This is a genomic window from Hymenobacter gelipurpurascens (assembly GCF_900187375.1).
In the GTDB taxonomy this organism is placed as follows: domain Bacteria; phylum Bacteroidota; class Bacteroidia; order Cytophagales; family Hymenobacteraceae; genus Hymenobacter; species Hymenobacter gelipurpurascens.
Genome location: NZ_FYEW01000001.1, coordinates 2711368 through 2732093 on the forward strand (window position 1 = coordinate 2711368; position 20726 = coordinate 2732093).

The window sequence follows — 20726 nt, forward strand, 5'->3', positions numbered from 1 at the left end:
GGCTCGGAGGCCACTCCTTTGTCGTTGTATAGGCCTAGGCCACTCTCCTACTTCTTCAGCACCCGAACACTGATACGCCGGTTCAGGGCGCGGCCTTCAGGGCTATTATTGGAGGTCAGGAAGAACTTACCGCCGTAGCCTTTCGCCTCCACCCGATTAATGTCGACTCCCATGGCTCCTAAGGCAAGCATAGCCGTTTTGGCGCGCTCCTCGCTTAGCTTATAGTTATTTAGCGCATTGCCGGTACTATCGGTATAGCCGCCGAACTTTACCTTGGCTGTCGGGAATGTTTTCAGGATGCTGGCAATATTGCGTAGCTGCTGCTGCGAATCGCCCGTCAGGGTAGCCTGTCCGGGGTCAAAATAAACCCGGTCGCAGTTGATCCAGCCTTTGGTGCGGTTCACAGAATCTACCTGCATTCCAGGGTCGGCCAGAAACGTGTATAGCCGATTTTCGGTGGAGTTCAGCCCCACTTTCTGCACGGTACCATCGGCGAGCTGCAGAATTGTGGGCTGGCCTGTATCGTAGATGTAAGTATCAGATTCCAAGTCGTAATGCCCGGCTGCTACTCCCGTATTGGCGGTGGCCACGGGCGCGGCAGGCCTGCTTTCCTCGCCTCCTCCCATCAGGGAAGCAGTAGAGGCTGTGGTTAAGGCGTTGCCGTTGGTAAGGGCCGATAGTCGGTCGTGCCCCAGGAAGTAGCCTAGGCCTACCGCGAGCAGAACTATTCCGCCCCATTGCCAGCGCATTGAGCCTCTGGGCAAATCTTGGGGAGCCTGGGCCGGTGGCGTATAGGCCATGCCGCCACCAACGCTCGTCCAGGAGCCAGGAGCTACGCCTGTGGAGGCCAATGCACTGCCTGGCATTGCTTTCTCTAGGTAAGGCTCTGCCTGTGGCTTGCGGATGAAACCGGGCAGGGCATGCATAATATCGGCCTCCTGCCACTGCAACCAGGCCAGCAGCCCGGGCGCCTGCAACTGGTGTTGGCTGGCATAGGCCCCCAAGGCTCCCAGAGTAAGCGCCACTGCACCGCCCAGAATGCCTTCCGCAGCGGCCGTTCGTACGCCTGTTGCGGCTGCCATGCGCTGGAGCGTCATGCCATACGCCTCAGCAAGCAGGCTTTCCATAATGGCGGTGCCCCTACTGATCCAGTTGGTGCTGCTCAAGGCCTGCACCTCATGAGGGAGACCGGCGGCGGCGGCTTCATGGGCCAACTGCCATATTGTTTCGGCCCCATCTTCGCGCTGCCCTCTCGTTAGTAAGCAGTTAACAACCAGCGGAATTGCCTGAATTACTGCCTGCCTTGCTTTGCTTTCCTCTTCCTGAAATTTGTTACTTAATAAACTAACAGCCTCTTCAGAAAAAGAACTCATCATTACGTCCAACACCTTCTGTTCCATCACGATGACATTAAGTTGATGATGCACACAATATACTGAATTACATAAAATCAATATTATTTCTCAAAATAATTAAACTTATATATTATCAGTACGATATCTCTTTACCTATTTCTCCCTTGGCAAAAAGGTGCTTTCCTGTTCTCGTAGGCCAGTTTGTTCCCGTGCTTCTTATGAGGCGCACATTATTAGCCACTGAAAATATTTTTCAGAGAGGCTATGTATTCAAACTATCGGCCTAGGCCTGTGGCGTGGTCAGGCGCGTTTCATCAACACGGTTTCTTCGTCGGCATAGCGCACGGCATCATCGGGGAATGGCTCATCGCCCCGGAATTTCAGGAGCAGCCGGGCAGTAGTGATGATGTCTTTCTGACAATAGCGGGCTATACGCGCTACGTCGTTTTCCTCATAGTACACTCGTGCCACATCTTTCCCTTGGATGTCATCCTTGGGAGTTGGAATGCCGAACATAGCGGCCAGCAACGACAACGACGTGTAGGATTTCCGGTCGCCGAACTTCCAGAGCTCCATTGTGTCCAGATGGGCTACCTCCCAGGGCTTTTTGCCGGCTACATCGAGGTGCGAGGGCAACGGCAGCCCGTTGATGAGAATACGCCGCGACAAATAGGGCAGATCGAACTCTTTAGCGTTGTGGCCACATAGCCGGAAGTGCGGCCGATGACTGATAACCTCGCTGAACTCGCGCAACAGCTGTCGTTCATCGTGTCCGTAAAACGACTTGACGCTGAAGGTCAGCTGTCCGTCGGGCACCTGCCGGAAGCGGCCTACGGAGATGCATACAACTTTCCCAAACTCAGCGTAAATACCGGCCTGCTCAAATAGGGAGGCCGCGTGCAAATGATCGGGCAAGGGCGCAATATGGCTGGCGTGCGAAATCCAGCCCTTTTCGCGGCGCAATGCATGGCACTTGTGTTCCCACAGCTCTTTCAGCATTTCCTCCAGATCGTCGTGGCACCCCACGCACGGCACGGTTTCGATATCGAGCACAAAAATCTCATCGAGCTTGAGGTCATGAAGCAAACGCATAGTCAGGAGGTAAAACCGTCGGAAAACCCAAGATAGAGTATTTCAGATAGGATATAGAGGCTTTCCGCCGCTCCTAGGCCACTTTTCGCTTTTCCGCACATTCCACATGCGGTACGCTGGAAGCGCAAGCCAGCAAAATACCCATTCAAGTCTCCGGCTTGCTACAGAGACTTGAATGGGTATTGCAGGTAGTCGTGAGCTGAACGCCCTACCGCTTAAGCGGCTGAGAAATCGGTTCTGAGGGAGCTATGCCAGCGCGGGCTTATTGGTGATGCACAGGCCTAGTAAAGTGATGAGGAGCTGATGCCGTGGTTTGCTCATAGTAGTAAGAATTGCAGGGTTTCAGCTAGTCAGGCAGATTGAAAGAGCATTTTTGCCTTTGTTGCTACGGACAAGCAATTCAAATATCAATAATTAATCTTTGATTAGCAACACGACATAACTCCTATATAATTGACAGGGACGTTTTCTTATTGCCCTCTGATCAGCAACTTGGTTAGCTTCAGCCTGAGTAGGGGCGAGTGCTGTTGTCAGTGGTTAGGAGTAGTTTTTCTTGAAAAAAAGCTCCGTTCTTTTCAGCCGTTTTCGCACTTCCTATTACCCTGAGTGGCCTAGCGGATACGCTTTTTACTGTTTTCCGCTGGTTGACAGCTGTTGGTTTGCTTGCCGGTAGAGCCAATACGAATAGGCGTAGGCCACTACTACTGTTCCCAAAACGCCTGTCAGCAGCGCGCCGGTGGCTACTTCCCCCGGCCATACTAATGCCAGTGCGGCACTTGCTAGGCCAGTAACAAAAAACAGGCGGCCGCTCAAGCGGTGCGTACGGGCCCAGATATGCGGAAACTCCAGCGCCCAGGGTGTCCGGATTCCTACAAAATAGTTGGGTGGCACGGTGGTCAGGTAGTTTCCTATCAACGCGAAAAACAGGCCTAGCACCACGTTTAATAGTTGGCCGGGCTGCTTTTGGGGGTGCAACGCCGCATACAGACTAAGCATATTGAGGCCCGCCATAAGGCCTACCAGAGCCAGCGTGAGCTTCTGAAAATTAGGAGTAGTTGTATCCAGACGCCGTTTAGGATCGAGGCGCGGCAGCACCAGGAGTAGCAAGTAGAGGCCTAGCGGCAGTGCTACACACGGCAGCCACATATTTTGCTTAGCCGTGAACCCGTTGGCTTGCCCATTGGAGCCGAAGTGGGTAGGAATCTGGCTGGGCAGCGCGGGCCAGGTGTAGGCCAGGTACAGCGCCGGAAGCACGATGGCGGCCAGGGTCAGGAGGGGCCACAGGGAGAACTTGGATTTCATACGATAGAATCTGACGACGGCTTGAACTGCAGCAGCCACCCGAGCAGCTCGTCCATCACCGTCATGTTAAGAGTATAAGTCACGAATTGCCCCTGCTTGTCGCTGCTCACTAGGTCGGCCTGCCGCAGCAGATCGAGGTGGTGGCTGATGGTGGGCTTGGAGAAGGAAAACTGGTCCGCAATTTCCCCCGCCGTGAGCGGCCGCTCGCGCAGCAGCTCCAGTATGGCCCGCCGGGTGGGGTCGTTGAGGGCTTTGAAGAGGGTATTCAATGTGCTTAGGTGTTTAGATAAATGTCTAATTACTTTTTCAAATAAGCAATAGGCCTCCAGGATTTTGCTTGGGCTTATTTATTTTTTCTATAACCCGAATAATCCGACGTTGCCTTCAAGTATCGAATGAAGTCGGCTTCTTTCGTGACAGGATACACCTTCAAGGGCTCTGGTGCTGTAGCATTGACGATTGATAGCAGCGCTACTAACTCTGGCACATAGTTATTATTCCAGAATAGCTCAGTCGTTTTTCTGTCTTTGGTGAGGACTACCTCAGCCTGAAACCCATCCTCGATCCACACATTATTACTTCGCGAAGCTATAGAATCCGGATTGGCACGGCGCATGATTCGCCGAAACGCCCGGGCGTGTTGGGCACTTATGGCGTTGCTATATATACGGACAGGCGTGGCTCCTGATTGATAAGCTGTTTTGTACAGCACTACCTCGTGCTGGTTTAATACATAGGTGACCTGATAGACATCTATTAAATACTGCAAAGGCCGCGTGAATTTCACGGAATCTCGGCCGTACTCGCGCCAGCCATATTCCCGATGCGCTAAGGTAAACTTGACCTCGAGTCGTTGTTTTTGATGCTCTTGTTGTTTTGTAGCACTAGCGCAGAGAAACAGTAAACTCAACAAGCATAATCTGATAGGCATAAGCACGTCGTAATTATATAGTGGTTTGACAACCTAATAAAGCCAAAAAGCGGCGCCTGATATATCAGGCGCCGCTTTTTGGCTTTATTAGGACCGTATATGTTACTTCGCCACCACGTCCGTCTTGATGCTCAACTCTTTCAACTGAGCACCGGAAATCTGCGAGGGCGAGTCGATCATAACGTCGCGGCCGGAGTTGTTTTTGGGGAAGGCGATGAAGTCGCGGATGGAGTCGGCGCCGCCGAAGAGGCTGCAGAGGCGGTCGAAGCCGAAGGCGATGCCGCCGTGGGGAGGCGCGCCGTACTCGAAGGCGTCGAGCAGGAAGCCAAACTGCGCTTTGGCCTCCTCGTCGGAGAAGCCCAGCAGCGAGAACATACGAGCCTGCACTGCGCGGTCGTGGATACGGATGGAGCCGCCGCCCACTTCTACACCGTTAATCACCATATCGTAGGCGTTGGCGCGCACCTCCCCAATGGTTTCGGGGTTATCGAGCAAGGCTACGTCCTCGGGCTTGGGCGAGGTGAAGGGGTGGTGCATGGCGAAGTAGCGGCCCTCCTCCTCGATGTACTCGAGCAGCGGGAAGTCAACCACCCACAGCGCCGAAAAAGTATCCTTATCACGCAGGCCCATACGCTGACCCATCTCCAGTCGCAGCTCGGAGAGAGCCTTGCGGGTTTTATTCGGCTCGCCGGCCAGCACCAGCAGCAAGTCGCCGGGCTGGGCCTTGAAAGCAGCTTTCCACTCCTGCAGGGCTTCCTGCGAGTAGAACTTATCCACCGACGACTTCACGGAGCCATCGGCTTCGATGCGGGCGTACACTAGGCCAGTCGCGCCAACTTGGGGGCGCTTCACGAACTCGGTCAGCTCATCAAGCTGCTTCCGGGTGTACATGGCCGAGTTGAAGGCGTTGATGCCCACCACTAGGCCAGCGTTGTCGAACACGGGGAAGTTGTGGCCTTTTACCACGTCGGTCAGCTCCACAAACTTCATCTCGAAGCGCGTATCAGGCTTGTCGTTGCCGTAGTAGCGCATGGCATCGGCGTAGGTCATGCGGGGCAGCGTCCCGATTTCCAGGCCTTTCACCTCGCGGAACAGGTACTGTACTAGGCCCTCGAAGGTGTTCAGGATGTCTTCCTGCTCCACAAACGACATTTCGCAGTCAATCTGCGTGAATTCCGGCTGGCGGTCGGCGCGCAGATCTTCGTCGCGGAAGCATTTCACGATCTGGAAGTAGCGGTCGAAGCCCGACACCATCAGCAGCTGCTTGAACGTCTGGGGCGACTGAGGCAGGGCGTAGAACTCGCCGGGGTTCATGCGGGAAGGCACCACGAAGTCGCGGGCACCTTCGGGCGTGCTCTTAATGAGCACGGGCGTTTCTACCTCAATAAAGGCCTGGCCATCGAGGTAGCGTCGGGTGGCCTGGGCCACGCGGTGGCGCAGCATCAGGTTCTGGCGCACGGGGTTGCGGCGCAAATCGAGGTAGCGGTACTTCATCCGCAGGTCGTCGCCGCCATCGGTGTCGTCCTCAATCAGGAAGGGCGGCAGCTTGGCTGGGTTCAGCACGTCCAGCTTCTCCACCCGAATCTCGATGTCGCCGGTGGGCATTTTGTCGTTTTTGGAGTAGCGCTCGGCCACTTTACCGGTCACGCAAATCACAAACTCGCGGCCGAGCTGGCGGGCCTGCTCGCGCACTTCTGCTGACTCAACGCCTTCCTCCAGGGCCAACTGCGTGAGGCCATACCGGTCGCGCAGCACAATCCAGAAGATGCCGCCCGCGTCGCGGGTGCGCTGCACCCAGCCGCACAGCGTAACGGTTTGACCAATATGTTCGGCGCGCAGTTCGCCGCAGGTATGAGAACGAAGCATAAGTCTATTTTTTGACGAAGATACTAGGCTACGTGAACAGTAGGATAAATGAACGTCAGGCAGAGCTTGTCTAAGCATGACGTTCATTTATCCTTGGAGTAACTGACTATACACCTGTACTTGGGTACATCACTCTCCGCGGGAAACGCCGCTGGCTAGGCCAGTTGGCCCCCACTTAGGCCGGGTTGGTTGAAAAGCCGGGGTTGATCATACCTCTTTTTCTATGTTTGATAGGAGCCTTTCCTTTAGGTATTCGGCTTCCCTACTCATCTGTCAACCAACTTCTTTCGCCCCGCTCTCATGGAACTGGCCATTGAACACCTCTCTAAGACATACCCCAACGGCACCCGCGCCCTTCACGATGTATCGTTGCGCATTGCGCCGGGTATGTTTGGTTTGCTGGGCCCAAACGGTGCCGGCAAATCGTCGTTAATGCGCACCATTTCCACGCTGCAGGAGGCCGACTCGGGCAGCATCCGCCTCGGGGACCTGGATGTGTTGCGCCAGCCGGAGCGGGTGCGGCAGGTGCTGGGCTATCTGCCCCAGGAGTTTGGCGTGTACCCCAAAGTGACGGCGGCAGAACTGCTGGAGCATTTCGCGGTGCTGAAGGGCATCAGCAACAAGAGTGAGCGGCGGCAGGTGGTAGATGCCTTGCTGCACCAAACCAACCTCTGGGAAGCGCGCAATAAGAACCTGGGCGGCTACTCCGGCGGCATGAAACAGCGCTTCGGCATTGCCCAGGCCCTGCTCGGCGACCCCAAGTTGATTATTGTGGATGAGCCTACCGCCGGCCTCGACCCCACCGAGCGCAACCGCTTTCACAACCTGCTGGCCGAAATTGGCGAGAACCGCATCGTGATTCTGAGCACGCACATCGTGTCCGACGTGTCGGATCTGTGCCGGCAATTCGCCATCATCAATAAGGGTCAGGTGCTCTATACTGGCGACCCGCTGGTGGCCATTGAGGAAATGCGCGGACAGATCTGGCGACGCCACGTCAGCAAAGACGAGCTAGGCCAGTACCAGCAGCAGTTCTCCGTGATTTCCTCACGGCTATTTGCGGGCCAGACCATCATTCACGTGCACAGTGTTGCGCAGCCCGGCAACGGGTTTGAGGCCGTAGAGCCCACACTGGAAGACGTGTACTTCGCCCGCATTTATGCCGCCGAGCAGGTAGCCGCAGAAGCGGTAAAAGGATAATCATACGTCAGGCACTGGCCTAGAACCAACCCCAGCCCGTCATGCCTGATCTGGCGTCCGCGCAGTCGAAGCATCTCTACCGCTGGCTAACTCAACATTGGCCTAGAACAGCAACGAAGCGGTAGAGATGCTTCGACTGTGCGGACGCTAGATCAGGCATGGCGGGCTGGAGTGGGGTCTTTTTCTGCTTCCTTAACGCTAGGCCAGTACCTGTTGCTCCCCTTCAAAAGACACCCTATATGTTTCGAGAGATATTCCTTTTTGAGATACGCTACCGGCTGAAACGGCCAGCCACGTACATCTACTTTTTCCTGCTGACCGCAATGGCTTTCCTGCTCATGCTGGCAGTAGGCGGCGTGTTTGGTGCCAACGTGACGGTGGGCGGCGGAGGTGGCCGAGTGCTGGCCAACTCGCCTTATCAGATTATGGCTATCCTGATGGTGATGAGCCTGTTTGGGAGCTTCATCACGTCCTCTATGATGGGGACGCCGGTGTACCGCGACTTCGAGCACCGCACGCACTGCTTGTATTACACCACGCCCATCAGCAAGTTCGGCTACCTCGGTGGGCGCTTTATGGGCTCGTTTGTCGTGACGGTGGGCATTTTCCTGGGCGCGGCGCTAGGCCTGTGGCTGGCCACGTACTGGCCTACGATGCTGCCCGCCAAGCTGGGGCCGAACCATTTGGCGACCTACCTGCAGCCGTACCTGCTCATCGTTATCCCCAACCTGTTTCTGACGGGTGCTATCTTCTTCACCGCCGCCACGCTGTCACGCTCGGCACTGGCCATTTACCTGGGTGGGGTGCTGTTTCTGGTGCTGTACTCCATTAGTGCGGGCCTACGACAGAACCTCGACAGCGAGACGCTCAAGAACCTGCTGGACCCGCTTGGCAGCAGCGCCATCGACCTGACGCAGCGCTACTGGACAGTAGCCGAGCGCAACACGCAGTTACTTCCCTGGAACGCATACATGCTGCAGAATCGGTTGCTGTGGGGCGGTGTAGGCCTCCTGACACTGGTAGCGTGCTATTTCTTTTTCCAGTTCTCCTTCGCCAACAAAGGGGCTTCCGGCTTGCGGCCCAAAGCGGCGCTGGGCGTGGTGGCCCGGCCAACCTCACTACAGTTGCCCACCGTGACGCCGCGCTTCACTCCTGGCCTGGCGTGGGCTCAGCTGGGCCGCCTGCTTCGGCTGGAGTTTTTCAGCACTATCCGCAGTGTGTACTTTATCGGCATTCTGGGGGCTGGGCTGCTGTTTCTGCTGATTTCAGGCCTGCAGGTCGGGAAAATTTATGGCACCAATACCTACCCGGTTACGCCGGTGGTGGTGCAGCTGCTGGTGGGCACGTTTGCCTTGTTCCAGCTCATTATCATCACGTTCTACTCGGGGGAGCTGGTATGGCGCGAGCGGGACTCCAACGTCAATCAGATTTATGATGCCATGCCGATGCCCAGCTGGGTGCCGTTTGTGGCGAAGCTGGGTGCCCTGATGCTGATTCAGGTGCTGCTCTTGGCCCTCGTGATGCTCTGCGGAATCCTGCTGCAAACCGGCATGGGCTACTTCCGCTACGAGCTGGATGTGTATGTGAAGTACCTGTTCGGCTTTCAGCTCATTGATATGCTGCTGCTGTGTGTACTGGCCATGCTGGTGCAGGTAATCGTGAACAACAAGTTCATGGGGCACTTCATCATGATCCTGTACTACCTGTTCAACATCTTCAAAGGCCAGCTAGGCCTAGAGCACAACCTCTACAGCTACAACTCCGACCCCGGCGTGCAGTACTCGGCCATGAATGGCTTCGGCCACTTCGTGCTGCCTTACTTCTCCTTTAAGTTTTACTGGGCGCTGTTTGCGGTGTTGCTGGCACTGGCCAGCAGCTTGCTGTGGCCAAGAGGCACAGAAACCCGCTTCTCGTGGCGCTGGCAGCAATTCAAAAGCAGCTTCTCGCCAGGTTTGCGCGTGGTGGCAGGCGTAGCGCTATTGGCATTTGCGGGCCTAGGGGCCTACATCTTCTACAACACCAACGTGCTCAACACCTATAGCACAACCGCCCAGCAGCAGAAGCTGCAGGCCGGCTATGAGAAAACCTACAAGCGCTACGCCAAACGGCCGCAGCCGCGCATTGTGGCGGTAAACCTTGCCGTGGATATGTTCCCGGCGGAGCGCGACATCCGGTACCGCGGCTCCTATTGGCTGCTCAACCGTAGCGGCCAACCCATCGACTCAGTACAGATTCTCAGTGACGGCGAGGCCGATATCAAGCAGCTGACCCTGGCCCGGCCCGGCAAAGAGGTGCTGCATGACAAGATAGATGACCTCGATTTCCGGATTGTCCGCCTCACCCAGCCCCTGCAGCCCGGCGACTCGGTGCAGCTAAACTTCGACCTGGCCTACACCAACCCCGGCTTCAAAAACAGCGGCTCCAATACCAGCGTGGTGTATAATGGTACGTTCGTGAACAACCAGCAGCTGCCGCGCATCGGCTACCAGGAGGCCTACGAGCTCGGCGACGACGACGTGCGCAAAGAGCAGGGCCTGCAGCCCAAGCCGCGCATGGCCTCGGTCAACGACTCTGCCGCCCGCATGCGCAACTACATCAGCAGCGACGGCGACTGGATTCGGTTTGAAGCTATCCTCAGCACCTCACCCGACCAGATTGCCATTGCGCCCGGCTACCTGCAGAAGGAATGGACCAAAGACGGCCGCCGCTATTTCCACTACAAGATGGACGCGCCCATCCTGAATTTCTACTCCTTCCAGTCGGCCCGCTACCAGGTGTACAAGGACCACTGGAACAACATCCCGATTGAGATTTACTACCAGCCCGGCCACGAGTATAACCTCAAGCGCATGGCTACCGGCGTGAAAAAGGCCCTGGCATACTATACCACCAACTTCGGCCCCTACCAGCACCGCCAGGTGCGTATTCTGGAATTCCCGGGCTACAACAGCTTCGCGCAGAGCTTCCCGAATACCATTCCGTTCTCGGAAAGCATCGGTTTTGTGGCTCACGTCGATTCTCTCGACCCCGATGATATCGACTATCCGCTTTACGTGACGGCCCACGAGGTGGCGCACCAGTGGTTCGGCCACCAGATTGTGAGCGGCAACGTGCAGGGCGGCACGCTCATGTCGGAAACGCTGAGCCAGTACGGCGCCCTCATGGTAATGAAGCACATTTACGGGGACGAGAAAATGAAGCGTTTCCTCAAGTTTGAGCTGAACTCTTACCTGACGGGCCGGACGATGGAGCGCAAAAAGGAAGTGCCGTTGTACCTGGTAGAAAACCAGCCCTACATTCATTACCGCAAAGGCTCTTTGGTGATGTATGCCCTGCAGGACTACCTCGGCGAAGCGGCCGTGAACGACGCCCTGAAGGAGTACCACGACAAGGTGGCCTACCAGCGCCCACCGTTCACCAACTCCGTAGAGTTTGTGGACGTGATGCGTAAGCACACCCCTGACTCCTTGCAGTACGTCGTGACGGACCTGTTTGAGCGCATCACGCTTTATGAGAACAAGGTAGATTCGGCTACCTACCGCAAGCTCCCGAACGGCCAGTACCGCGTGCAGTTCACCGTGGACACGAAAAAGCTTTACGCCGACTCGCTGGGCAACGAAACTGCCGACTTGAAAGCCCGCGACTTTATTGATGTGGGTGTGATGGGCCGCAAAAAAATTAACGGAAAGTCGCAGACGGTGCCGCTGCTGCTGCAAAAGCGCCGCCTCACGCCCGGCCGCAACCGCCTGGAATTCACCGTACCCGAGAAGCCCGACCGCGTCGGCATCGACCCCTACAACAAGCTCATTGACCGCAACCCGAACGACAACGTGAAGGCCCCGGAAGAGAAGAAAGCGTAGGCTTTTAGAGTGGCCTAGGGTTGTAATCAATAACAAAAAAGAACGTCATTCCGAGCTTGCCGAGGAATCTCGCGTGCTGATGTTGCGACTCTAACTCACGGCGCGAGCGAGATGTCTCGACAAGCTCGACATGACGGGCTTTAAGTATACTTGTCAAACAGGCCTAGAACCAAAGCCCAGCCCGCAACGGCTGGGCTTTTTGGTGGGAAAAGGCCAACTACAGCTTTGCTACCTTTGCGGCCAGAAACCCTGGCGGCGCTAGGCCACTAAAATTGGCCCGGAATCTGCAAAGGGCCTTCTCAACACTGCTTTTCTGCTATCCCGTCTGTCTTTTCCTGAATATGAAACGTATCGTTCTCTTCGCTGCTGCCCTGCTGGCTTTCTCCACCGCCCAGGCCCAGACGTCGCCTACCAAAGTCAAAACCAAATCCAAGACGGCCAACGGCACGGAAGTGAAAACCAAGTCGGAGGGTGAGGCCGAGCCAGTTACGCTCAATGGCCCCATCAAGCGCGTAGAAACGCTCTCGGGCATCGATATTTTCCCGACTTCGGATGGGCAGCGCATCATGCTTAGCTTCACGCAGCAGTTCACCAAGCCTGGTACGCTGGTGATGACCAACTACAAAAAGATTCCCGTGTACACCACGGCTCTCGACCCACAGAACAACACCGGCGAGCCGGTAGATTTGGGCCGCATTCCGGCCGGCTCTTACCTGGTAGAAGCCAAAACCGGCAACTACGTGTACTGGAAGAAAGTCAACATCAAGTACCCTTCGCAGGCCGTTTCCAAGAAGCGTCGCTAGGCCACTCCTGGCACCTTTATAGCTCCGAAATCGTCGTGGTTTCGGAGCTTTGCTTTATAGGCTACCTCTGGCATGGCCTAGCTGAGCGGCTTCTTTTATAGTTCTGTTTTGCTTTCTCTTTATATGAAAACTCCTTTTTCTTTCCTGCATTTTGCGCCGCTGTTGCTCGTATTGGGCGCTTTGCTGGCCTTTGCCGGCCCCAAGCTGAAGAAGACGGCCATCACGAAAAACATTTCAGTGGGCGTGCCCGATGGGTTCCAGCCCCTCCCCGACGATGGTATTGCAGCTAAGTACCCGGCGCCGCGCAAGCCGCTGGCTGTGTTCAGCAACCCCAGCGGCCGCGTCGATTTCAGCGTGGCCCAGAAGCCTACCACCTTCACCAACCGCGACTATGCGCTGCTGCTGAAGATTTACAAGGCCAGCATTCAGAACATGTATTCCAAAGTGCAGTTTCTGAAAGAAGACATCCGCACCGTGAATAAGCGCGATTTTATCATGCTGGAGTTCGTCTCGACGGTGACGGATACCCGCCGTGGCAGCAACCTGCCCCCTATTCGCAAATACCAAATTGTGCAGTACGCCATCGAGGGCGACCAATTGTTTGTTTTCACCTTCGATGCTCCCGCCGAAGAGCAGCCCCAGTGGCAGCCTATTGCACAAGCCATCATGACGAGCATTGTGATGAAATAGGCAGCTAAACGATGGATTGAAAAGAGCGGTAGCGCTGAGAAAGCTCAGGGCAACCGCTCTTTTGCTTTTCTATTTGTTTTGTATCTCGAGCCTCTCAAGTATTTGATTGTATGACTCTTTCTCTGTATTCCGACGAGCAGTATATGCGGGAAGCGCTCAAGCAGGCGCGCTACGCATTTGAAGAAGATGAAATTCCGATTGGCGCCGTGGTCGTGATGGATAAGCAGATCATTGCCCGGGCCTACAACCAAACCGAAAAGCTGCACGACGTGACGGCCCACGCCGAAATGCTGGCTATTACGGCGGCGGCCAACCACCTCGGCAATAAATACCTACAGGAGTGCACGCTCTACGTCACGGTAGAGCCCTGCGTGATGTGTGCCGGTGCCACCGCCTGGGCCCAGCTGCGGCGCGTGGTGTACGGCACTGCGGAGCCGAAATTCGGGTTTCGGCGCCACGGAAACCTGCTACACCCCAAGGCGGAGCTTGTTACGGGCATCTTGGCGAATGAGTGTGGCGCCTTGATGCAGGATTTTTTTGCCCGGAAGCGGAGATAACGCACAATCGGCTACTTTTGGCCGCGTTCGTAACCCTAAGCCGGTTGCAGCGGTTATAACCTGACGTGCGCCACTGCCTCTGCTGAGGCAACTGGCCTACGGCAGGAAATTGTCTCCTCCCTTTCCACTTAAAACCTATACCAATCATGGCTTTCGAACTGCCCCAACTACCCTACGCCTACGACGCTTTGGAACCGCACATTGATGCGCAGACCATGGAGATCCACCATACCAAGCACCACCAGGCCTACGTCACCAACCTGAACAACGCCATTGCTGGCACCGACATGGAAGGCAAGTCGCTGGAAGAGTTGATGCACAACATTGCGGCTGCCCCGGCGGCTGTGCGTAACAACGGCGGTGGCCACTGGAACCACTCCCTGTTCTGGACTATTCTGGGCCCAAATGGTGGCGGTGAGCCCACCGGCGCAGTTGGCGAGGCTATTACGAAGGCCTTCGGTAGCTACGAGAAGTTCAAGGAAGAATTCACGAAAGCCGCCACCACGCGCTTCGGCTCGGGCTGGGCCTGGCTATGCAAGCAGGCCGATGGCTCGGTACAAATCTGCTCGACGCCTAACCAAGACAACCCTTTGATGCCCGACACCGGCTGCAAAGGCACACCCGTGCTGGGCCTCGATGTGTGGGAGCACGCCTACTACCTCAAATATCAGAACCGCCGCCCCGATTATATCGCGGCCTTCTACAACCTCATCAACTGGGAGGAAGTAAATCGTCGTTTCTCTGAGGCTAGCTAAGCTTCTTCAGCAAATTAATTTTATTAGAAAGCCCTTCTGCATTGTGCGGGAGGGCTTTTTATTTATCAAAAATGGCCGCAACCTTCTCCCGCACTATCGGAGCATATGCATAGCATATCAGACAAACTGGCCTACACCGCCGGAAAGATTTCCTGTATCTTTAGGTTCGAAATTCTGTCCCCCCACCTTTCCCAACCGAATTTGCATGAGTACGAAGCTACGTCTCATTATTCTGAGCTTTTTACAGTTTTTTATCTGGGGCTCGTGGCTGATAACCATCGGAGCGTACTGGTTCCAGACCAAGCAGTGGTCGGGCGCTCAGTTCGGAGCCATTTTCTCCACCATGGGCATTGCTTCCATTTTTATGCCCTCGCTCATGGGCATCGTGGCCGATAAATGGATGAATGCCGAGAAGCTCTACGGGTTGCTGCATATTCTGGGTGGCCTAGTGCTCCTCACTATCCCGATGGTAGCCGACCCCGGCACGTTCTTCTGGGTGATTCTGCTGAACATGATCTTCTACATGCCCACGCTGGCCCTCTCCATTGCCGTGTCGTACTCGGTGTTGAAGCGGGAAGGGTTTGATGTGGTCAAGGCTTACCCGCCCATCCGGGTGTGGGGCACCATCGGCTTCATTGTGGCCATGTGGACGGTGAGCTTGCTGGGCTTCGAGAAATCGGCCAGCCAGTTTTACGTAGCGGCCGGCGCGGCCATCCTGCTAGGCCTGTACTCGTTCACGCTGCCCAAGTGCCCGCCTACTGCCAAAGACACCCCGAGCCGTTCCTTGGTAGATGTACTGGGCCTCAAGTCGTTTGCGTTGCTGCGCGACACCAAGATGCTGACGTTCTTCCTGTTCGCGCTGCTACTGGGCGCCGCGCTGCAGCTCACCAACGCCTACGGCGACACCTTCCTGCACGATTTCGATAAGGTGCCCGCTTACCAGGACACGTTTGCCGTGAAGTACCCGGCCATTATCATGTCCATCTCGCAGATTTCCGAGACGCTGTTTATTCTGGCTATTCCCTTCTTCCTGCGCCGTTTTGGCATTAAGCAGGTGATGCTGTTTAGCATGCTGGCCTGGGTACTGCGCTTCGGCCTACTGGCCTACGGCACCCCCGACAACCCCGGCATCTGGCTGATTGTGCTGTCCTGCATCGTGTACGGTATGGCCTTCGACTTCTTCAATATCTCCGGTTCGCTGTTCGTCGAGACGCAGACCGCCTCCTCTATTCGAGCCAGTGCCCAGGGCTTGTTTATGATGATGACCAACGGATTCGGCGCCGTACTCGGCAGCTCCGTGAGTGGCCTAGTGATTGAGAAATACTTCACCGCCGCCGATGGCGTAACCAAGGATTGGCCTAGCATCTGGCTGGCGTTTGCGGCTTATGCGCTAGTTATTGCGGTGCTGTTTGTCATCCTTTTCAAGCATAAGCACACCACCGAGGAAGTAGTCGACGTGCAGCATGCCGAGCCTCTACTCTCCACGGAACAGGCCTAAGCCACTCCTGCTTCAACAAAAAAGCCGCTCTGCACTAGGCAGAGCGGCTTTTTTGTTGCTTTAGTAGGCTAAGCGGAAAGCTTAGAATTGCTCGTCGGCGGCGAAGAAGAAGTCACCTTCAATCTTAGCATTTTCGTCGGAGTCAGAGCCGTGTACGGCGTTGGCTTCGATGCTCTTGGCGTATTTCTTCCGGATGGTGCCTTCAGCGGCCTGGGCGGGGTTGGTAGCGCCAATCAGGGTACGGAAGTCAGCCACCGCGTTGTCTTTCTCCAGGATAGCCGCTACGATGGGGCCCGATGACATGTACTTCACCAGGTCGCCGTAGAAGGGGCGCTCAGCGTGTACTTCGTAGAATTTGCCGGCGCGCTCAGCGCTCAACAGTACTTTTTTCAACGATACGATGCGGAAACCACCCTCTTCGATCATGCTCAGGATACCACCGATGTGGTTTTCCTGGGTAGCGTCGGGCTTAATCATCGTGAACGTGCGGTTGGTGGCCATATGAATGGGGCTAGAGTGAGGTTGGAATAAAATCGTGAAGGAGAAGCAAAGGGACTTTGCGGCCGCAAAAGTAGCCGTTTTATTTGGTGCAGTGAAGCTCCATTGGATTTGGAACTACTCAGCAGGTAGCTCAACCATGTGGAGTACCGGCTAAACTGCCTTCCCGATTGAACCTTCTGACGCTGCCGTTGCTTCTGCCTTTTATGCAAAAGATAACGCCCCTTACGGCTCCTAGGCCAGGGTGTTACGGAATCGGGAAGCAGTTAAACGCACCAATATGATGGGGCTTTTGTTGAAACCCAGATTATTTCCGACTTTTGCCGTCTTTGTACGCGGCCTAACCGACCGAATTTCAGTCACCTACCCCGTAGGCAATGTCCACAATATCTGAGCTGAAGGAGCTGCTGTCGCAGCCCCGTCAGGTTTTTATCACCACACACCACAAGCCCGATGCTGACGCCCTGGGCTCTTCGCTAGGCCTAGCGGGCTACCTTCGCAAGAAGGGCCACACCGTTACGGTCGTCACGCCCTCCGACTACCCCAGCTTTCTGGCCTGGATGCCCGGCAACGACGACGTAGTGGTGTACGAGCCGCGCAAGAACGATGCACAGGTGCGCGAAATCATTGGTACGGCCGAGGTGCTGTTCTGTCTCGACTTCTCCTGTCTGGGCCGCATCAGCGAGCTGGGCGAGTACGTGCGGCAGGCCCCCGGCAAGAAAGTGCTCATCGACCACCACCAGGAGCCGGAGCACTTCGCCGACCTCGATTACTCCAACCCTAAAGCGGCGGCTACGGCCGAGCTGGTGTTTGAAGTTATCCGCGACCTGGGCGACCAGGACCTGATTGACACGGGCATCGGGGAGTGCTTATACGCCGGCATCATGACGGATACGGGCTCGTTCCGCCACCCCAGCACCTCCCGCAATGTGCACCTGATTATTGCTGAGCTGCTCAATGCCGGTATTAACCTGAGTGATGTGCATCGCCGCATCTACGACTCACACTCAGAGGAACGCCTGCGCTTTCTGGGCTTTGTGCTGAAGGATAAGCTGGTAGTGCTGCGCGAGTATAATACGGCCTACATCGCCATTACGGCCGATGAGCTGCGCCAGTACCACTCCAAAACCGGCGACACCGAAGGCCTAGTAAACTTCGCCTTGAGCATTGAAGGCATTGTGTTCGCGGCGGTGTTCATTGACCGCGGGCAGGCTGTGAAGATTTCCTTCCGCTCCGTCGGCGACTTTTCGGTGAGCGAGTTTTCGCGCCGTAATTTCGACGGTGGCGGCCACCACAACGCGGCCGGCGGCATCAGCCATACTTCGCTTCCTACCACCGTAGACCGCTTCCTAGGCCTGTTGCCCGCCTATCAGACTGACTTGGTAGCGGCTCCATTGGCGGTTGGCCCTCCGTCGGCATAATTCGGCGTAACTTGGCCGCACAGTTTGTTTTAACCCCCTAAACCCTTTCATGCTCTTCCAACGCAACTTTCTGAGCCTGGCCCTCGCTGCCGGTGTTCTGGGCCTCGCTTCCTGTAACAAGGGCGCGGGCGACTTCGGTAAAACCAAGTCGGGCATCGAGTACAAAGTATTCAAAAACGAAGGAGGCAAGTACGACTCCCGCGACATCAACGCGGATGGCGATGCCACTTATAAAGACCGGATTGGTAAGATCATGGCCTTGCACGTGGAGTACCGCACCGGCAAAGATTCGGTGTTGTTCAACTCGCGCAAGCAGCAGATGGGCTTCCCGGTTCGCGTGCCCCTCGACACGGTGCGCAAAGTCCAGCGGGGTGGCCTAGAAGAAGCTATTTCGTTGTTGCAGCCCGGCGACTCGGCCGTGTTCCGCTTCAACGTAGACACCATCTTTGCCAAGTCGTTCCGCCAGCCAGTGCCGCCGTTCATGCAGAAAGCCGGCAAAACCATGACCATGTTCGTGAAGGTGGATAAAATCCAGACCCGCGACGAGGCCATGGCCGATGTGCAGAAGATGCAGGGTGAGCAGCAGAAGAAAATGGAGGCCTACGCTGAGCAGCAGCTCAAGAAGGACGACGTGGTGCTGCAAGACTACATCAAGAAAAACAACCTGAAGGCCCAGAAAGACGCTTCCGGCGTGTACTACGTGGTTACGCAGCCTGGCTCGGGCGTGAAACCCAAGCAAGGCCAGATTGTATCGGTGAAGTACAAAGGCACCTTGCTGGATGGCAAAGTGTTCGATACTTCGGAGAAAGCGCCAAACAACGGCAAGCCAATCGAGTTTCCCATTGGTGTAGGCCAGGTAATTCCGGGTTGGGACAAAGCCATTCCGCTCCTGAACAAAGGGTCGAAGGCTACTATCCTGATTCCATCGTCGCTGGCCTACGGGCAGCGTGGTGCCGGTGCTGATATTCCAGCTGATGCTGTTCTACGTTTCGATGTGGAGCTAGTAGACGTGAAAAACGCTCCGCCGCAGCCCGCTGGCCCTAGCCAAGCGGATATTCAGCGCCAGATAGAGCAAATGCAGCAGCAACAGCAGCAACAAGGCCGATAACGAACGGATCGGTATTCGAAGTCCCCGGTCCGGTGCAACCGGATCGGGGATTTTTGTATCTCCTTTTCACAGACCTATCTTTTTGCCAGTGAAACAGTTCATTTCCCGCTTCCGCCCGGCTTTCCTGCTGGTGCTCTTTTTCTCGCTCATGTCGCCGGGGTTGTTTTCCTGCATGAAAAACAACGACCCGGTTCTCGATACCACGGATTATACAGTTCGTGATAAGGAGATTATTGAGGCCTACATCAAAGCCAATAACCTGACGGCCCAGCGCCAGGAGCCCTCGGGCCTCTACGTGGTAATCACGGAACCCGGCACGCTTCCCTTGCCCACTAAAGGCCAGACGGTTTCGGTGCTTTACACTGGCACTACACTCGACGGCAAAGTGTTTGACTCTACGGCCAGCCGCGGCAATACCCCTTTCGATTTTCCGATCGGCATGGGGAAAGTAATTGCGGGCTGGGATGAAGGCATTGCCTTGCTCGGTAAAGGCGGTAAAGCCACCCTGCTCATTCCTTCGGGACTGGCCTACGGCCCGTACGGCATCGGGCCCATTGCACCGAATTCGGTGCTGCGCTTCGATGTTGAGGTAACGGATATTAAGTAATTTCAGGACGGCGGACTCACTTTCTGATTCCGTGCTTCTTTTCTGCTCTCACTCATGCACAACGTATTTTCCCTGGCCCGTCCTACCCTGCTGCTCCGTTTGGCAGCTCTGCTCCTGGTTTCGACGCCTATCCTGTCTGCCTGCGACTCCAAAGGCACGCTCGCCGAGCAGCAGCAGAAAATCATTGACAACCAGAAGGTAACCGACGACGCCACGATTCAGGCTTATCTGAAGCGCCACAACTATACCAGCGCCGACTACACCCGCACTACCTCGGGCCTGTACCTGATCAGCCTGAAGGATGGCCCCACTACTCCGGTTCCATCGGGCGCCACTGATAACAAAATCAAGGCCGGCCAGAAGGTGACCATCAACTACGTGGGCAAGTTTATCGGCGAAGCCAACGACGGCCAGATCTTCGATAACTCCAGCACCAACCGCACGGCTTGCGGCTGCCTGAGCCTCACGGCTGGTGCCGGCAGCGTAATTGCCGGTTGGGAAGAAGCACTCCTGCTGATGCGCCAAGGCGACCGGCGGCTGTTGCTGGTTCCCTCTTACCTGGCCTACGGCCAAGGGGCAAGCAGCGGCATTCCGGCTAACACGCCGTTGCTCTTCGATATGGAGGTGCTGACCGTAAAATAAGTACTGACTATGGCCTACGCAATCCGACATTGGTTACCAAGCCTGGCTCTTTTTCTGGGAGCTGGCTGGGGAGTGTGTCCGGTGCTGGGCCAACAGGCACTCCCAACTGCCCCAGTGCAATCCTCGGCCGATAGCCTGCTGGTGCGGGCCACCCAGACCAAATCGGGGTTGCGGTTTGCCGTGCGCCAGCCCGGCCAGGGGCCAACGGCCCATTCCGGCGATAAGGTAACGGTGCACTACACGGGTTTCCTGCCTGATGGTCATGTGTTCGATGCCTCCGTGAAGCAAGGCGGCCCCCTGAAAGTGCGTGTAGGCCGCGGCGAGGTTATTAAGGGCTGGGACGAAGCGCTGCAGCTGTTGCCGGAAGGCACGCGGGCACGCATCTGGATTCCGGCCCGACTGGCCTACGCTGCTAAAGGCGTCCGCGACCCGGATGATGAGCGGCGCTACCTGGTGCCTCCCCACACTGACCTGGTGTTTGAGGTGGAAATTCTTCGGGTGAAATAAGCGACGTATTTTCCGGCCCCGTTGTTCTGCCTGG

19 protein-coding genes are annotated in these 20726 nt (G+C 56.1%); 12 read left to right on the forward strand and 7 right to left on the reverse strand.

The genetic code is table 11. The features are described from left to right. Window positions 1-47: 47 nt before the first annotated feature. The 6 genes from CFT68_RS11540 to aspS form a co-directional block, all read right to left on the reverse strand. Window positions 48-1427 carry an OmpA family protein gene (locus tag CFT68_RS11540; protein ID WP_141106530.1) on the reverse strand — a complete coding sequence of 460 codons (1380 nt, stop codon included), beginning with the start codon at window positions 1425-1427 and terminating at the stop codon, window positions 48-50. Between the two features lie 228 nt (window positions 1428-1655). After that, window positions 1656-2447 carry a 3'-5' exonuclease gene (locus CFT68_RS11545; protein ID WP_212590389.1) on the reverse strand — a complete coding sequence of 264 codons (792 nt, stop codon included), beginning with the start codon at window positions 2445-2447 and terminating at the stop codon, window positions 1656-1658. A 627-nt stretch (window positions 2448-3074) separates the two neighbouring features. After that, window positions 3075-3749, reverse strand: a complete 675-nt coding sequence (locus CFT68_RS11550) for an SdpI family protein (RefSeq protein ID WP_088843561.1) — start codon at window positions 3747-3749, stop codon at window positions 3075-3077. Continuing rightward, entirely contained in the window at window positions 3746-4018 is a 273-nt protein-coding gene (locus tag CFT68_RS11555; RefSeq protein WP_088843562.1) for an autorepressor SdpR family transcription factor, read from the reverse strand. The genes CFT68_RS11550 and CFT68_RS11555 overlap by 4 nt, the downstream gene beginning before the upstream one ends. Before the next feature lie 74 nt (window positions 4019-4092). After that, window positions 4093-4662 (reverse strand): hypothetical protein, encoded by a 570-nt coding sequence (locus CFT68_RS11560; RefSeq protein WP_141106531.1) that lies wholly within the window; start codon window positions 4660-4662, stop codon window positions 4093-4095. A 120-nt stretch (window positions 4663-4782) separates the two neighbouring features. After that, a complete protein-coding gene (gene aspS, locus CFT68_RS11565) occupies window positions 4783-6546 on the reverse strand; it encodes an aspartate--tRNA ligase (protein WP_088843564.1) in 1764 nt (587 codons plus the stop codon). A 300-nt stretch (window positions 6547-6846) separates the two neighbouring features. On the opposite strand from aspS, the gene CFT68_RS11570 reads away from it, so the two are divergent. The 7 genes from CFT68_RS11570 (at window position 6847) to CFT68_RS11600 (ending at window position 15909) form a co-directional block, all read left to right on the forward strand. Further along, the gene (locus tag CFT68_RS11570; protein WP_088843565.1) at window positions 6847-7746 is read left to right on the forward strand and encodes an ABC transporter ATP-binding protein; all 900 of its coding nucleotides are present in this window, start codon (window positions 6847-6849) and stop codon (window positions 7744-7746) included. Window positions 7747-8069: 323 nt separating this feature from the next. Further along, window positions 8070-11606: an ABC transporter permease/M1 family aminopeptidase gene (locus CFT68_RS11575; RefSeq protein WP_245815351.1), complete on the forward strand. Its 3537-nt coding sequence runs from the start codon at window positions 8070-8072 to the stop codon at window positions 11604-11606. A gap of 341 nt (window positions 11607-11947) precedes the next feature. Further along, window positions 11948-12409 (forward strand): hypothetical protein, encoded by a 462-nt coding sequence (locus tag CFT68_RS11580; RefSeq protein ID WP_088843567.1) that lies wholly within the window; start codon window positions 11948-11950, stop codon window positions 12407-12409. Window positions 12410-12532: 123 nt separating this feature from the next. Next, a complete protein-coding gene (locus CFT68_RS11585; protein WP_088843568.1) occupies window positions 12533-13099 on the forward strand; it encodes a hypothetical protein in 567 nt (188 codons plus the stop codon). Between the two features lie 110 nt (window positions 13100-13209). Further along, a complete protein-coding gene (locus tag CFT68_RS11590) occupies window positions 13210-13656 on the forward strand; it encodes a nucleoside deaminase (protein WP_088843569.1) in 447 nt (148 codons plus the stop codon). A 146-nt stretch (window positions 13657-13802) separates the two neighbouring features. Further along, complete coding sequence (locus CFT68_RS11595; RefSeq protein ID WP_088843570.1) at window positions 13803-14411, forward strand: superoxide dismutase; 609 nt, start codon at window positions 13803-13805, stop codon at window positions 14409-14411. 205 nt (window positions 14412-14616) lie between these two features. Beyond that, window positions 14617-15909, forward strand: a complete 1293-nt coding sequence (locus tag CFT68_RS11600; protein ID WP_088843571.1) for a nucleoside permease — start codon at window positions 14617-14619, stop codon at window positions 15907-15909. A gap of 81 nt (window positions 15910-15990) precedes the next feature. Here the strand turns inward: CFT68_RS11600 and CFT68_RS11605 are convergent, their stop codons facing one another. Continuing rightward, window positions 15991-16410, reverse strand: a complete 420-nt coding sequence (locus CFT68_RS11605; RefSeq protein WP_088843572.1) for a nucleoside-diphosphate kinase — start codon at window positions 16408-16410, stop codon at window positions 15991-15993. Between the two features lie 374 nt (window positions 16411-16784). On the opposite strand from CFT68_RS11605, the gene CFT68_RS11610 reads away from it, so the two are divergent. The 5 genes from CFT68_RS11610 to CFT68_RS11630 all read left to right on the forward strand — a co-directional run bounded on the left by CFT68_RS11610 (window position 16785) and on the right by CFT68_RS11630 (window position 20692). Further along, window positions 16785-17828, forward strand: coding sequence for a DHH family phosphoesterase (locus tag CFT68_RS11610; protein ID WP_088843573.1), 1044 nt, complete (start codon window positions 16785-16787; stop codon window positions 17826-17828). Window positions 17829-17877: 49 nt separating this feature from the next. Then, on the forward strand, window positions 17878-18936 hold the full coding sequence (locus CFT68_RS11615; RefSeq protein ID WP_088843574.1) for an FKBP-type peptidyl-prolyl cis-trans isomerase: 1059 nt from the start codon (window positions 17878-17880) through the stop codon (window positions 18934-18936). 88 nt (window positions 18937-19024) lie between these two features. Further along, window positions 19025-19543 carry an FKBP-type peptidyl-prolyl cis-trans isomerase gene (locus CFT68_RS11620; RefSeq protein ID WP_088843575.1) on the forward strand — a complete coding sequence of 173 codons (519 nt, stop codon included), beginning with the start codon at window positions 19025-19027 and terminating at the stop codon, window positions 19541-19543. Window positions 19544-19597: 54 nt separating this feature from the next. Beyond that, the gene (locus CFT68_RS11625; RefSeq protein ID WP_088843576.1) at window positions 19598-20185 is read left to right on the forward strand and encodes an FKBP-type peptidyl-prolyl cis-trans isomerase; all 588 of its coding nucleotides are present in this window, start codon (window positions 19598-19600) and stop codon (window positions 20183-20185) included. A 9-nt stretch (window positions 20186-20194) separates the two neighbouring features. Then, entirely contained in the window at window positions 20195-20692 is a 498-nt protein-coding gene (locus CFT68_RS11630) for an FKBP-type peptidyl-prolyl cis-trans isomerase (RefSeq protein WP_088843577.1), read from the forward strand. Window positions 20693-20726: the final 34 nt, after the last annotated feature.

Excerpts from the sequence above, each read along its gene's own strand:
- CFT68_RS11585 (WP_088843568.1), top strand. The coding sequence starts at position 12,533 with ATGAAAACTCCTTTTTCTTTCCTGCATTTTGCGCCGCTGTTGCTCGTA.
- CFT68_RS11615 (WP_088843574.1), top strand. The coding sequence starts at position 17,878 with ATGCTCTTCCAACGCAACTTTCTGAGCCTGGCCCTCGCTGCCGGTGTT.
- CFT68_RS11595 (WP_088843570.1), top strand. The coding sequence starts at position 13,803 with ATGGCTTTCGAACTGCCCCAACTACCCTACGCCTACGACGCTTTGGAA.
- CFT68_RS11580 (WP_088843567.1), top strand. The coding sequence starts at position 11,948 with ATGAAACGTATCGTTCTCTTCGCTGCTGCCCTGCTGGCTTTCTCCACC.
- CFT68_RS11550 (WP_088843561.1), bottom strand. The coding sequence starts at position 3,749 with ATGAAATCCAAGTTCTCCCTGTGGCCCCTCCTGACCCTGGCCGCCATC.
- CFT68_RS11570 (WP_088843565.1), top strand. The coding sequence starts at position 6,847 with ATGGAACTGGCCATTGAACACCTCTCTAAGACATACCCCAACGGCACC.
- CFT68_RS11600 (WP_088843571.1), top strand. The coding sequence starts at position 14,617 with ATGAGTACGAAGCTACGTCTCATTATTCTGAGCTTTTTACAGTTTTTT.
- aspS (WP_088843564.1), bottom strand. The coding sequence starts at position 6,546 with ATGCTTCGTTCTCATACCTGCGGCGAACTGCGCGCCGAACATATTGGT.
- CFT68_RS11575 (WP_245815351.1), top strand. The coding sequence starts at position 8,070 with ATGGCTTTCCTGCTCATGCTGGCAGTAGGCGGCGTGTTTGGTGCCAAC.
- CFT68_RS11610 (WP_088843573.1), top strand. The coding sequence starts at position 16,785 with ATGTCCACAATATCTGAGCTGAAGGAGCTGCTGTCGCAGCCCCGTCAG.
- CFT68_RS11630 (WP_088843577.1), top strand. The coding sequence starts at position 20,195 with ATGGCCTACGCAATCCGACATTGGTTACCAAGCCTGGCTCTTTTTCTG.
- CFT68_RS11545 (WP_212590389.1), bottom strand. The coding sequence starts at position 2,447 with ATGCGTTTGCTTCATGACCTCAAGCTCGATGAGATTTTTGTGCTCGAT.
- CFT68_RS11605 (WP_088843572.1), bottom strand. The coding sequence starts at position 16,410 with ATGGCCACCAACCGCACGTTCACGATGATTAAGCCCGACGCTACCCAG.
- CFT68_RS11625 (WP_088843576.1), top strand. The coding sequence starts at position 19,598 with ATGCACAACGTATTTTCCCTGGCCCGTCCTACCCTGCTGCTCCGTTTG.
- CFT68_RS11590 (WP_088843569.1), top strand. The coding sequence starts at position 13,210 with ATGACTCTTTCTCTGTATTCCGACGAGCAGTATATGCGGGAAGCGCTC.